The 12,440-nt window shown below is 61.4% G+C and carries 12 protein-coding genes and 1 pseudogene; 2 read left to right on the top strand and 11 right to left on the bottom strand.

Features of this window, described 5'->3' with window-relative positions:
- Window positions 1–2: 2 nt before the first annotated feature.
- The 5 genes from ABIC76_RS22435 to ABIC76_RS22415 form a co-directional block, all read right to left on the bottom strand.
- Entirely contained in the window at window positions 3–1,088 is a 1,086-nt protein-coding gene (locus ABIC76_RS22435) for a M48 family metallopeptidase (RefSeq protein WP_354535296.1), read from the bottom strand.
- A gap of 27 nt (window positions 1,089–1,115) precedes the next feature.
- Window positions 1,116–2,198, bottom strand: coding sequence for a YjgN family protein (locus ABIC76_RS22430; RefSeq protein ID WP_354535295.1), 1,083 nt, complete (start codon window positions 2,196–2,198; stop codon window positions 1,116–1,118).
- A gap of 239 nt (window positions 2,199–2,437) precedes the next feature.
- Window positions 2,438–4,081: a chaperonin GroEL gene (groL, locus tag ABIC76_RS22425; RefSeq protein WP_009238928.1), complete on the bottom strand. Its 1,644-nt coding sequence runs from the start codon at window positions 4,079–4,081 to the stop codon at window positions 2,438–2,440.
- A gap of 101 nt (window positions 4,082–4,182) precedes the next feature.
- Entirely contained in the window at window positions 4,183–4,473 is a 291-nt protein-coding gene (gene groES, locus ABIC76_RS22420) for a co-chaperone GroES (RefSeq protein WP_009238929.1), read from the bottom strand.
- Between the two features lie 505 nt (window positions 4,474–4,978).
- Window positions 4,979–5,869 carry a LysR family transcriptional regulator gene (locus ABIC76_RS22415; protein ID WP_354535423.1) on the bottom strand — a complete coding sequence of 297 codons (891 nt, stop codon included), beginning with the start codon at window positions 5,867–5,869 and terminating at the stop codon, window positions 4,979–4,981.
- A gap of 159 nt (window positions 5,870–6,028) precedes the next feature.
- On the opposite strand from ABIC76_RS22415, the gene ABIC76_RS22410 reads away from it, so the two are divergent.
- Entirely contained in the window at window positions 6,029–7,081 is a 1,053-nt protein-coding gene (locus ABIC76_RS22410) for an MBL fold metallo-hydrolase (RefSeq protein ID WP_354535294.1), read from the top strand.
- A 142-nt stretch (window positions 7,082–7,223) separates the two neighbouring features.
- Here the strand turns inward: ABIC76_RS22410 and ABIC76_RS22405 are convergent, their stop codons facing one another.
- Together ABIC76_RS22405 and ABIC76_RS22400 are read right to left on the bottom strand one after the other, a co-directional pair.
- Window positions 7,224–7,532 carry a YciI family protein gene (locus tag ABIC76_RS22405; RefSeq protein WP_102064647.1) on the bottom strand — a complete coding sequence of 103 codons (309 nt, stop codon included), beginning with the start codon at window positions 7,530–7,532 and terminating at the stop codon, window positions 7,224–7,226.
- A 65-nt stretch (window positions 7,533–7,597) separates the two neighbouring features.
- Window positions 7,598–8,221 carry an FMN-dependent NADH-azoreductase gene (locus ABIC76_RS22400; RefSeq protein WP_354535422.1) on the bottom strand — a complete coding sequence of 208 codons (624 nt, stop codon included), beginning with the start codon at window positions 8,219–8,221 and terminating at the stop codon, window positions 7,598–7,600.
- Window positions 8,222–8,362: 141 nt separating this feature from the next.
- Here ABIC76_RS22400 and ABIC76_RS22395 point away from each other — a divergent pair, with 141 nt between their 5' ends.
- Window positions 8,363–9,310, top strand: coding sequence for a LysR family transcriptional regulator (locus tag ABIC76_RS22395; protein WP_354535421.1), 948 nt, complete (start codon window positions 8,363–8,365; stop codon window positions 9,308–9,310).
- 56 nt (window positions 9,311–9,366) lie between these two features.
- Here the strand turns inward: ABIC76_RS22395 and ABIC76_RS22390 are convergent, their stop codons facing one another.
- The 4 genes and pseudogenes from ABIC76_RS22390 to ABIC76_RS22375 all read right to left on the bottom strand — a co-directional run.
- A complete protein-coding gene (locus tag ABIC76_RS22390) occupies window positions 9,367–10,152 on the bottom strand; it encodes an alpha/beta fold hydrolase (protein WP_354535293.1) in 786 nt (261 codons plus the stop codon).
- Between the two features lie 51 nt (window positions 10,153–10,203).
- Window positions 10,204–11,169, bottom strand: coding sequence for a dienelactone hydrolase family protein (locus ABIC76_RS22385; protein ID WP_354535292.1), 966 nt, complete (start codon window positions 11,167–11,169; stop codon window positions 10,204–10,206).
- A gap of 19 nt (window positions 11,170–11,188) precedes the next feature.
- The gene (hppD, locus tag ABIC76_RS22380) at window positions 11,189–12,268 is read right to left on the bottom strand and encodes a 4-hydroxyphenylpyruvate dioxygenase (protein ID WP_354535291.1); all 1,080 of its coding nucleotides are present in this window, start codon (window positions 12,266–12,268) and stop codon (window positions 11,189–11,191) included.
- Window positions 12,269–12,299: 31 nt separating this feature from the next.
- Window positions 12,300–12,440, bottom strand: a pseudogene (locus ABIC76_RS22375) (electron transfer flavoprotein subunit alpha/FixB family protein); the annotation flags it as partial.

Below are 12,440 nucleotides of genomic sequence, written 5' to 3'. Positions count from 1 at the left end.
GGTCAGTCGGCCTCGCCGCTGTCGCTGCCGCCGTGCGTGCGGTCGAAGCGGCGCAGCGTGTCGATGCGCTCGCGCGTGAGCGGGTGCGACGAGAAGAACGCCGAGGCATCGTCATCGCTGGCGGCCTCGGGCTTCTTCGCAGCCTCTGCCTTGCGCGTGCCGCCATGCGTGTCTTCCAGCGCCTGCAGCACATCGGCAAACGCGCCGACAGACACGCCGTTCTCCTGCAGCAGCAGCGCGGCATAGCGGTCGGCGTCGCGCTCGTAGTCACGCGAATAGCGCAGCGTCAGCAGCGCCGCCGGCACACCTGACAGGATCGTCGAGACATCGCCAAACAGCAGCGCCGCCGTTGCCCCAATGGCCGACGACTGAATCACCTGCCGCAACCCGTGGCGATATTCAACGTGACCCGCCTCGTGGGCCAGCACACCCGTCAGGCCATCGCCCTCGCCCACCAGCTTGACCAGCGCGTCGGTCACGACGATGTCGCCGCCGGGCAGCGCAAACGCATTCGCGCCGATGTCGGCATCCCGAAACACGATGTGATACGTGTGCGTGGCCTGCGGCGGCCGGTGCAGCGCGGCAAAGCGTGCGCGGATGCGGTCCTGCTGGGCGACGGGCAGCTTGCTGGGCCGGAGCCAGCGCTCGTCCATGGCTTTGAGCGTGCTGCGCCCCAGTTGCGCCTCGGCACGCTGCGGCACCATGTTGGCGACCACCTTGGCGCCCCACGGCAAACCGTATCGATAGCCCAGCGCAAGCACCACCACCATGGCCAGCAGCGAGCCCAGCGCCAGCTTCCAGCTGTTCTGCGCCAGCACGACCCAGCCCTCGCGATAACCCGTTCGATGCAGCAGCGCATTCAGTGAGGTCTGCTCCGCCGGGTCGTTGATCTCGCAAAATGCGCCGTCTTCGAAGGTGATCAGCCGCGGCGCATGCTTGACGCGCTCCGACACCCGCAGCGTAGAGAGCGGCGCGCGGCGCAGCACCGTGCCTTCGGGCTCGAACAACACTGCCTCGCCCGCCTCGACGGCAAGGCGCACGGGTTGCGCGCGCGAAGTACGGCCGTCGAAGTAGGTCGCGAGAATCACAGCCGGTGCCTTTGCCTTGCAGCGCGTTTACAGCGCGATATCGATGTCGTACCAGTCCACCGTGGCGTCGCCCAGGGCGCCCACGTTGGTGGTTTCACCGGCAACGAAGGTATCGAGCGAACCGGCCGCGATCATCGTCACCGAGTCGAGCTTGTAGCGCGCCGTACGCACACGTGCAAACGGGGTGAACAGGCCGACGGTGATCAGGATCAGCACCGCATTGGACACGAAGATCCAGAACAGCTTGCCCGCACCCACCTGGCTCTGGAAGCGATGCGCACCCAGCGTGGTGTGGTTCCACACCACGTTCTGCAGGCGCGACAGGAAATACGGCGTCAGGAACAGCATCGCGGCATACATGAACAGGCCGATGACGATGAAGCCGAAGATCTGGCCCACGCCCGGCGCACGATGCAACGACACGCCCAGCAGCAACGCGAGGCACGAGGCCACGACGAAGGCCAGTATCGCCAGTCCGAACGTCCGCAGGTACACGCCATAGAAGTTGCCCGGCGTGCCGGAAAAATCGAACTGCGCGGTACCGAAGCGCGTGTTCTTGTGCTGGAAGCGCTTGAAGCGCTGGTGCGCCAGCGGTGCGAGCAGGTACAGCGACAGCACGCTCAAGATCGGCCACACCAGGAACACCATGTAGCCCTCGGCATCCTTGCCCGTAAAGGCAAAGCGCAGGCCGCGGTAGCTGGAATTGGCCATGCGGAAACGCAGCGAGCGCACGAGCAGCCACGGAAACGCCGCAGCCATCACGATCAGCAGCGCCAGCCCCAGCAGCGGCGACGAATGACCGAGCAGGTTGAACGCAAACGCCAGCACGAAGATGATCGCGCGGCCCTTGAGAATGGCGATGGGGCTGCCGTGATAATCGAAGCTCGACCCTGCCAGTTGCGTGTTGCGATAGAAATACTGCAGCGTGCGCACCTTCGCCCAGGCCGAGTAGATACCGAGCGTGACGATGGTCAGCAGCAGGTTGACGATCCAGATGCGGAAGTATTCCGAGCCGCTGCCGATAAAGCGCAGTCGCAAGGGTTGCGGTGCAGCTGCGGGGGGACCACCCGGGGCGCTGCCCAGGACGGACTCGCGTGCGATGTCGTTCATCTGTATTCCCTTCCCTGAGTTGTTGTCGTGCCCCGCTTCAGGACGCTCATCGAGATCATCGAGACTTGAGGACGCCGAGGCTCGCGGGTGGGCCGATTGTAGCGAAGCCGAGTGCCTTGCAGCGTTAACACCGTCTTAACAAAGCGACCAACAAAAAACCCCGCGGGCTCGCACCCACGGGGTTCTTTGTTTGGAACAGCCATCCCGAAGGATGGCCGGGCCAGGGCCGGAACGGCAAATTACATCATGCCGTCCATGCCGCCCATGCCACCCATGCCGCCCGGCATTGCCGGAGCTGCATCGTCCTTCGGCAGTTCTGCCACGGCGCAGTCCGTCGTCAGCATCAGCGAAGCGACCGAAGCGGCGTTCTGCAGCGCGGTGCGGGTCACCTTGGTCGGGTCCAGCACGCCCATTTCCACCAGGTCACCGTACTCGCCGGTGGCGGCGTTGTAGCCGTAGTTGCCCTTGCCTTCGATGACCTTCGACACCACAACCGAAGCCTCGTCGCCAGCGTTGGTGACGATCTGGCGCAGCGGCTCTTCCATGGCGCGCAGCACGATCTTGATACCGGCGTCTTGGTCAGCGTTGGCACCCTTCAGGCCGGAGATCAGTGCACGGGCACGCAGCAGTGCAACACCGCCACCAGCCACGATGCCTTCTTCCACGGCAGCGCGCGTTGCGTGCAGCGCATCTTCCACGCGGGCCTTCTTTTCCTTCATTTCGACTTCGGTGGCAGCGCCAACCTTGATCACGGCAACACCGCCGGCCAGCTTGGCCACGCGCTCTTGCAGCTTCTCACGGTCGTAGTCCGACGTCGCTTCTTCGATCTGGGCACGCACTTGCTTCACGCGGGCTTCGATGTTGCGGGCATCGCCTGCGCCATCGATGATCGTGGTGTTTTCCTTGCCGATTTCAACGCGCTTGGCTTGGCCCAGGTCGTTCAGGGTTGCCTTTTCCAGGGTCAGGCCGACTTCTTCAGCGATGACCTGGCCGCCCGTCAGGATGGCGATGTCTTCCAGCATGGCCTTGCGGCGGTCGCCGAAGCCCGGAGCCTTCACAGCAGCCGTCTTCAGGATGCCGCGGATGTTGTTCACCACCAGCGTTGCCAGAGCTTCGCCTTCGACGTCTTCAGCGATGATCAGCAGCGGACGGCCAGCCTTCGCAACTTGTTCCAGCACCGGCAGCAGGTCGCGGATGTTGCTGATCTTCTTGTCGAACAGCAGCACGAACGGGTTGTCCAGCTGGACAACTTGCTTTTCCGGGTTGTTGATGAAGTACGGCGACAGGTAGCCGCGGTCGAACTGCATGCCTTCCACGACGTCCAGCTCGTCGGCCAGCGACTTGCCGTCTTCCACAGTGATCACGCCTTCCTTGCCGACCTTGTCCATGGCTTCAGCGATGCGCTGGCCGATGGATTCGTCGCTGTTGGCCGAGATGGCGCCAACTTGAGCGATTTCCTTGCTGGTGGTCGTCGGCTTGCTGATCTTCTTCAGCTCTTCGACGGCAGCCGTCACGGCCTTGTCGATGCCGCGCTTCAGGTCCATCGGGTTCATGCCGGCGGCAACGTACTTCATGCCTTCGCGCACGATCGACTGGGCCAGCACTGTTGCGGTGGTGGTGCCGTCACCGGCGTTGTCGCTGGTCTTGGAAGCGACTTCCTTGACCATTTGCGCGCCCATGTTCTGCAGCTTGTCCTTCAGCTCGATTTCCTTGGCGACCGACACACCGTCCTTGGTCACGGTCGGGCCACCGAAGCTGCGCTCCAGCACCACGTTGCGGCCCTTCGGGCCCAGGGTCACCTTCACTGCGTTGGCGAGAATGTTCACGCCTTCGACCATCTTGGCACGTGCGGCGTCGCCGAACACTACGTCTTTAGCTGCCATCTTGAGAATCTCCGAGATCTTTGGATGTTGCCCGCGCGCTCAGTCAGCGGCGCCGGCAATGAGGATTGGGTTACGGGTAAGCGATGCGGCGGAGCGCGTGCTTACTTTTGCACCACGGCCATGATGTCTTCTTCGCGCATGACCAAGACTTCCTGACCATCCACCTTGACGCCCTGGCCGGCGTACTTGCCGAACAGCACGCGGTCGCCGACCTTCACGTCCAGCGCGATCGCATTGCCCTTGTCGTCTTTCTTGCCCGGGCCGACGGCCAGCACTTCGCCTTGATCCGGCTTTTCAGCGGCGGCGTCAGGGATGACGATGCCCGAAGCGGTCTTGGTTTCGTTGTCCAGGCGCTTCACGATCACGCGGTCGTGCAAAGGACGCAGGTTCATACACAACTCCTCAATGCAAAGTGAGTGTTTATTCACAAAACGCGCCGCAGAACGCGGCGCATCGGGAAAGCATCGGGGACTGGAGACATTGTTAGCACTCCTGTCCGGCGAGTGCTAATTATAGGGACGGGGTATTACGATTTCAAGAACGGGCGCGGCGGAAGTTACTGTCGGTGTCGAGATTCACTCAACGTTGAACTTTGTTCACTCAACTCTCAACTCCCTCGCGTCCGCCGCCCGGCCTTCCCTCGAAGAATCCCTTTTCCATCAACAGGTTGCTGGATGCGGCCAGGCAAATGCTGCGCGACGAAAAGGCCGCGGATCGCGCCACGAAGCAAGCTCATCCAAACTCGTACCTCTTTCCGGGATATCAATTATGTGCATCATGAATCACAAAAAGAAGGTATGTCCCGCACGTTCAGTCCCGGGCGACCGTCGACATTCGGGTAAACATGGGGCTCTACCCGCTGTGCTTCCTCCTTGGTGCTGGCCACAAATCGCCACGTTACCCCGCGCGCAATCGGTCCACCAGCAACCGGAATGCGGCGGAGTTGTTTTTGCGGGTGGGGTAATACAGGTGGTAACCAGAGAACGGTGGGCACCAATCCTCCAATAGCCGCACAAGCCGGCCGCTCTGAATCACGTGCGCAGCGTGGTCCTCGATCAGGCAGGCAATGCCGTGCCCATCGGCCGCCGCGGCAAGGATCATGTCCGGGTCATTGAAGACGAGTTGCCCGCCCACGCGCACCTTCAGTTCCTGGCGCCCCTTCCTGAATTGCCAGGCATAGAGCCCGCCGCTGCCGGGCAGGCGGAAATTGATGCATGCGTGCTGCGCCAGGTCGCGAGGCGTTTTCGGGATGCCGTGACGGGCAACATACTCGGGCGCCGCCACAACGGCCAGACGCAGGTCGGGACCGATTCTGACGGCAACCATGTTGTCCGCAACGAGTTCACCCAGCCGGATACCCGCATCAAACCTGTCACGCAAGAGATCGCGTAGCGCGGCGTCTGTGCTGACCTCAACCTCGACATCTGGGTAGTCGGTCGCAAACGTGCGCAGCGCGGGCCATAGCACCGCGGTTGCGGCGTGCCGGGGCGCCGTGATCCGGATGCTTCCGCTCGGGGTCTCGCGCAACGATCCGACGGCACCAAGGCTTGCGTCGATGGCTTCGAAGGCCGGTTTCAGGCCTTGCAGAAACACTTCACCCGCTGCGGTCAGGGCAACGCTGCGCGTGGTGCGTGTGAGCAGGCGCACGCCAAGCCGGGCTTCGAGCCGCCGCAAGGTATGGCTGAGCGCAGATTGCGACGTGGACAGCCGCGCTGCCGCCCGGGTGAAGCTCTGCTCTTCTGCAATGGCGACGAAGGCGTTCAGGTCGATCAAATCATCGCGTTCCATCATCGGCCTCCTACATTTATGAACAGCCAATATAGCTGTTTTGTATTTTTATCTCTTAATTTCAACAGTGTGGGCAACGACAATGGTTACGTAGAAAGCCAATTGACCGAGGATGGCGTCAGCGCTTGGCGAGCGTCCTCCAACTAAGGAGTCTTCCGCATGAACAACGTCTCACGCCGCACGTTCCTGGCGCGCACGACACTGGCAGCAGCTACCGCGTATGGCGTTTCAAGAAGCGCAGCCGCTGCGGAAAAGGCGGTTGCCGCAACCACAGCCTCTGATGCATCCGCGACTTCGCATCCCATGGCCGAGAACACAGCACCGGGCGTGTACAGACATGCCGTAGGCGAAATCGAATTGCTTTCCGTCACCGATGGGTCGAACACGTTCGCGCGCAGGGATGACTTTGTTTCCAACATCCCGCCGGCGACAGTGGCACGCGCGCTGCATGAAGCGTTTTTCCCTACAGACGCCATCACCCTGACTTTCACGCCTGCCGTGGTGAAAACGCAGGGGCAGCTTGTCGTTATCGACACCGGGTTGGGCGAGGCGGCATTCCGGCAGAGCCGTGGCGTAGGCGGTCAGTTCCACACCAACCTGGCGGCGGCCGGCCACAGTGCGGCAGCGGTCGACAAGGTACTGATTACCCATTTCCATGCAGACCACATTGGTGGTCTGGTGACAGCAGACGGGAAGCCGGCGTTTCCCAACGCCGAGATCTGGGTGTCGGATGCCGAATATGGCTTTTGGATGGACTCCACGCAGATGGCCCGCGCAACGTCAGAAAGCATGAAGGCAAACTTCGAGCGCGCACGTCGCATCTTTGGAATTCTGGGCAACAGCGTGAAGCAGTTCCAGCCCAATGCAGAAGTCGCCCCAGGGGTCACTGCCTTGGCGACACACGGGCATACCCCAGGGCACACGTCGTTCGTTGTTGCATCGGGCACCGACAAGGTTCTGATCCAAGGGGATGCGACCACGCACCCCGCCCTGTTCATCCGCCACCCCGGTTGGCATGGCGCCACGGATATGGACCCCGTCCTGGCAGAGAAGACGCGCCGCACGCTGTACGACAAGGCCGTAGCGGAAAGGATGCTGGTGCACGGGTTCCACTTCCCGTTCCCAGCGCTCGGCCATCTGGTACGAGATGGTGACGGCTATCGGATGGTCCCGGTGATGTGGAATCCGGCGCCCCTAAAGCTGCCAGCATGACGCCCCCTCCCTTACTTCTGTTTTGTCCCCTCCGCCTTAGGCCCGCAACGGCACCCGCGAACAGCGAGGCAGCCATGCATTGCGCTTCATGGCTGTCGCGTCCAGCAGGTCGGCGCCCGTATTCGAGATATCTTGGTCCGGCTTACACGGCCTTGGCGTCGGGGGCCCATTTCGCTGGAAATTCGCCGGCACGCAGCGCGGGCGTTGCCGCGACGATGGCGTAGTCGACCAGCTTGTGCACGTGGAACGAGTCTTTCTCGAGCATGGCGTCAAGCTCCGCGCGGTTGTCGCAGGCGGCCAGCACAAAGCCACCGGTTCGCGGTTCCAGTGGTCCGGCCACAAGAATCCGCCCTTGTCTGGTGTACTCGACGAGCCAATCGCGATGGGTATCGAGATGACTTTCCACCTCTTCCATCGGGCGGATGTAATTGAGCGTGATGGCATACAGCATGGATTCAATCTCCAGGGGGATCAGGTTGCGGAAGAATCTGGACGACGCGTCTCGCTTGAACCGAGTCAAAGCCCGGTGGGGTAAGCGGCCTCTCGTACGCTGGCGTGTGCCGCGCTCATGGCCTCGCTGCGCGCGTCTGCGCCCCGGGAGAGCCGCTCAGCGCGCACAAAGCGGACATCGACAATGCCTAGAAAGCCGAACACCGCGCTCAGATAGGCTTCTTGAAAGTCCATGATTGCGGCGGGCCCAGCCGAATACATGCCGCCACGCGTTGAGGCAACGATCACGCGCTTGCCCTCGATCAGGCCCACGGGGCCGTTCTCCGTGTACTTGAACGTGCGGCCGACCTGGGCCACCCGATCGATCCAGGCCTTCAACTGGCTGGGCACCGAGAAGTTGTACATCGGCGCGCCAACAACGATTACGTCACTGGCAAGCAGTTCCTTGACCAGCATTTCAGAGCGCGCGTGTTCTGCTCGCGTGGCGTCATCAAAATCGCCGACACCTGGGCTGCGAAAACCGGCGGCGATGGCGCCATCCAGATGAGGAATCGGCTCAAGCGCGAGATCCCGATGCACAACCACGGCCGCAGGGTTATCGCGGCGCAGCTCGTCTGTGATGGCTGCGCTCAGGACACGCGACGCAGAAGCGTCGCCAAGGATGCTGGAATCGAGGTGCAGGATTTGCATGGCGTCTCTCCGAAAAAACGTTGGGATGGAAGTCAAGATAGGGGGACGGCGCATGTGGAACTAGGGGCGCGTTTCGCTACGGAGCGTCCTATGAATGAGACAATCCTCACTCATCCCAGCCACCGTTTTTGGAGCGTTGTCGTGGAGGATCTCAACGATCTCGTCATGTTTGCTGCTGTGGTCACGCATGGCAATTTCTCCAGTGCTGCGCGGGCGCTTGGCATCCCGAAATCTCGGGTCAGCCGCTGCGTGGCAGAGCTGGAGGAACGGCTTGGCGTTCGATTGCTGCAGCGATCCACGCGCGCCGTGCGCGTGACCGACGTGGGGTCGGCTTTTTATGCGCACTGCGAGGCCATCACGCAATCCGTGCAAGCGGCAATGGAGGTTGCAGAACGAGCAAGCGACAAGCCCTCAGGACGGCTGCGCGTGAGTTGCCCGGTCGGCGTGGCACACATCTTCCTCGCCCCTGTATTGGCGAAATTTCTTGAGGCCCACCCTGATGTGCGGCTGGAACTTGACCTGACCAACCGTCGCGTCGATGTCATCGCAGAAGGCTACGACGTGGCTTTGCGTATCCGATCCACGCTCGATGATTCAGAGTTGGTCTTGCGCAGTTTCGGCCTGAGTGAGCAGGTGCTTGCGGCCAGCCCTGCCTTTGTAGAAAGGCACGGCCCATTCCATACGGTAGACGCGCTACAAGGCGTGAGCGGAATCGGGCCTGGTGGCGGGCGTGGCGAGCCCGCTCGTTGGGAGGTCACCGGGCCCGATGACCGGGCTCAGGAAATTCACTACAAGCCGACGCTCGTGACCGACGATGTGTACCTGCTTGAGCAGATGGCACTCCGTGGTGCGGGTGTGGCGCAATTGCCCGTCGATCTGTGCGGACCGGCCATACAGGATGGACGGCTTGTGGTTCTGTTGCCTGAATACCGTATGCCGTCACACCAGCTTCATGCGGTGTTTCCCTCGCGGCGAGGTGTCGTGCCGGCGGTGCGTGCCTTCATTGAGTTTCTTGCGGCTGAGTTGCCAGTGATGACCTCCCGAGCCGCTGCCCACGACGAGGCCGCTCCTGGGCCCAGCGCACACTGATGCGGCGATGAAGCCACGAGGTGCACAGCCTCGTGAGGCTTCATCGCGGCAGGGGTTCACCGGCGCGCCTCTCGAGCGGCGCGATCAATCAGGTTCGCCACCACGGCCGGGTGCGAGACCAACGACATATGGCTCGATTTCACCGTCGTCACGCGAGCCTTGATCTGTTCGGCCAACTCACGCTGCACGGGCGTCTTGAGCGCATGGTCCTCTTCGGTAACGAGATACCACGTTGGTTTGTCGTGCCATGCCGCATGAGAGACCTTGCCTTCAAACGCGGATGCAGAAATGGGCACCTGCGTAGCCGCAAGAATGCGCGCACGGGACTCAGGTACGTCGCCCGCCATGACTTGGCGATAGGCTACTGGATCATCGAGCCAGATCAGACCTTCACCATCAGGCTTGAGTCCTTCCATGGGCGCCTTCAGGCGGGTCAGAAGGTCCGATACCGATTCGCCGCTGTCCGGTACAAGCGCAGAGAGGTAGACGATGCCTTTGACGTTGTCGGCATTCCCCGCTTCAGTTACCACGGCGCCCGCATAGGAGTGGCCTACCAGGATGACGTCACCCGACTGCCGGGCCAGAACACGGCGGGTGGCAGCGACATCGTCCGGCAACGAAGTCAGCGGGTTCTGAACCGCGGTGACGTGGTAGCCCTTGCGCTGCAAGGCCGAGATGACCTCTGACCAACTGGAGCCATCGGCAAAGGCGCCATGCACCAGGACGATATTTCGGATCGGGCTACCCACTTCTTTTGCCTCGATCGCTAGGGTGAAGAGGCTCGCCATGAGCCCGACAAAGATTGCAGCGGATTTGAGCCACCGGCTCTGGGGTACTTTCATAAGTCGCTCTCGCTCGTTCTATGAAGGGAAAAATTCAGTCGGCCTGTGGGTTTAATGCTGAGAGAAAAGCCTGCCCAAGTAGGCACGGACGTCACGGATCGCCGCATCTCTCGCCTGGGTGTTGGCCCCAACATGGGGGTCCAGTTGCACGCACGCATCCTGGAAGCTGAATTCGGATTGCGTGGCGACGTTGATCAATGTCCCCTGTGCGTCTTCTGCAATCTGGCACGCGCGGACAGTTTGCGATCCCTTGGCCACGGTGGGTGCCATATCGAACGGCAGATCAAATGCATGAGGCGCGTCTGGGTAAACCGTCATCAAAGCGTCTTTGCCAGCCTCGCGTAACCGCTCCACGTACGCCGCGCACTGCTGGGGCGGGTCATAGTCATCGTCGGCACCATGGAATTCTCGGATTGGAGCGTCAATGTTGGTGTCGTCTTGATACCGCGTCATGCAGTCGGGGTAAAACGGAATGTATGCCTGGAAGCGCGCACCGCTCGTATTCCACAAACGGTGAAGCCGGCGCATCGCCGCATACAACGTGGTCTGCCCGCCGCGCGAGAATCCCATCAGAACAATTCGTTGGGGATCGATTCGCGGGTGGTGCGCGAGCACGGAGAGTGCTCCATACGCGTCGATGATGAGATTCAACCGGCCCAGTTGGCTTTGGTCGCGACTGGTCGAAACGATGCCTCGCCCCGTGAAGCCGTCGACGGCGAACGTGGCGATGCCCATGGCGTTAAAAATGCGCTCCCACATCTCGATGTTGGGGCCAATGCCGCTGGAACCGTGGATGAGCACCACTACCGGTTGACGCCCGCCTGCCTGGGACAGGCGCAGCACACCCCCCACCGTCACCGGCTTTCCATCTTTGCTGCCGGTCAAGACCTGGGTGTCCGAGAGCGTGAGGGACGGAATTGCATGCACTTCAACATGCGCCGCGATATCACCACTTTGCGCCTGTGATGCGGTGGCCCAACAGCACAGGGCAAGCGCGAAAACAGTCAACCACTTCATTGCCTCTCCCCTCCTGACGTCAGCCTTCTGTTTTGAGCGTCCCGCGCGAGATTTGGTCGCGCTCCAACGACTCGAACAGCGCTTTGAAGTTGCCTTCACCGAAACCTTCGTCGCCCTGACGTTGAATGAATTCAAAGAAGACCGGCCCCAGCACGGTTTGAGAAAAGATCTGCAGCAACAGGCGAGGTTTCCCGCCGGAAGTACTGCCATCCAGAAGAATACCTCGCGCCTTCAACTGCTCGATGGGCTGCCCATGATTCGGCAGGCGCGCCTCCAGTGCTTCGTAGTAATAGTCGTTCGGCGCGGTCATCAACGGCACGCCGGCCAACTGCAGCTGATCGATGGTGTCGATCAGGTTGTCCGTCAGCAGCGCGATGTGCTGAATGCCTTCTCCATTGAACTGCAGGAGGAATTCTTCGATCTGGCCGCTGCCCCTGGACGACTCTTCATTCAGGGGGATTCGGATCTTCCCATCGGGCGCCGTCATCGCCCGCGACGCCAGCCCCGTGTACTCGCCTTGGATGTCGAAGTATCGAAGCTCTCGGAAATTGAACAATTTTTCGTAGAAGGCCGCCCAGAACGCCATGCGCCCACGGTAGACGTTGTGCGTCAGATGGTCGATTCGCTTCAGTCCATATCCTGTGGGGTGTGTATCTGCGCCTTCGATGAATTCGAAGTCGATGTCGTAGATGGACTTGCCGTCTTCAAAGCGGTCGATGAGGTAGATCGGCGCACCGCCGATGCCCTTGATGGCAGGAAGGCGCAACTCCATGGGGCCCGTCGGAATGTCGATCGGTTGGGCACCGAGTTCGAGCGCGCGATTAAACGCTTGATGGGAATCCCTGACTCGGAACGCCATGCCGCACGCACTGGGCCCGTGTTCAGCCGCGAAGTAGGCAGCCAGGCTCTTCGGCTCACGGTTGACGATGAAGTTGATTTCCCCTTGTCTATAAAGAAGAACGTCTTTTGAACGATGCCGCGCGACAAGGGTAAAGCCGAGCGTCTCAAACAGCGGCTCGAGGGTGTTTGGCGTCGGGGATGCGAATTCCACAAACTCGAATCCCATCAATCCCATCGGGTTGCTAAAAAGATCTGCCATCAGCGTTCTCCATGAGTTTGCTGTTTGCTGTTCACCCGGCTGCGCTCACCAGCTCCGGCACGACGGCGTTCAGATCACCCACGAGGCCGTAGTCCGCCACCTGGAAGATCGGCGCTTCCGGATCCTTGTTGATCGCGACGATCACCTTCGAATCCTTCATGCCAGCCAAGTG

It is taken from the genome of Ralstonia sp. 1138, assembly GCF_040544795.1.
Lineage (GTDB): Bacteria > Pseudomonadota > Gammaproteobacteria > Burkholderiales > Burkholderiaceae > Ralstonia > Ralstonia flatus.
The sequence above is the reverse complement of the archived record's forward strand: the minus strand, read 5'-3'. Positions and strand labels throughout refer to the sequence as shown.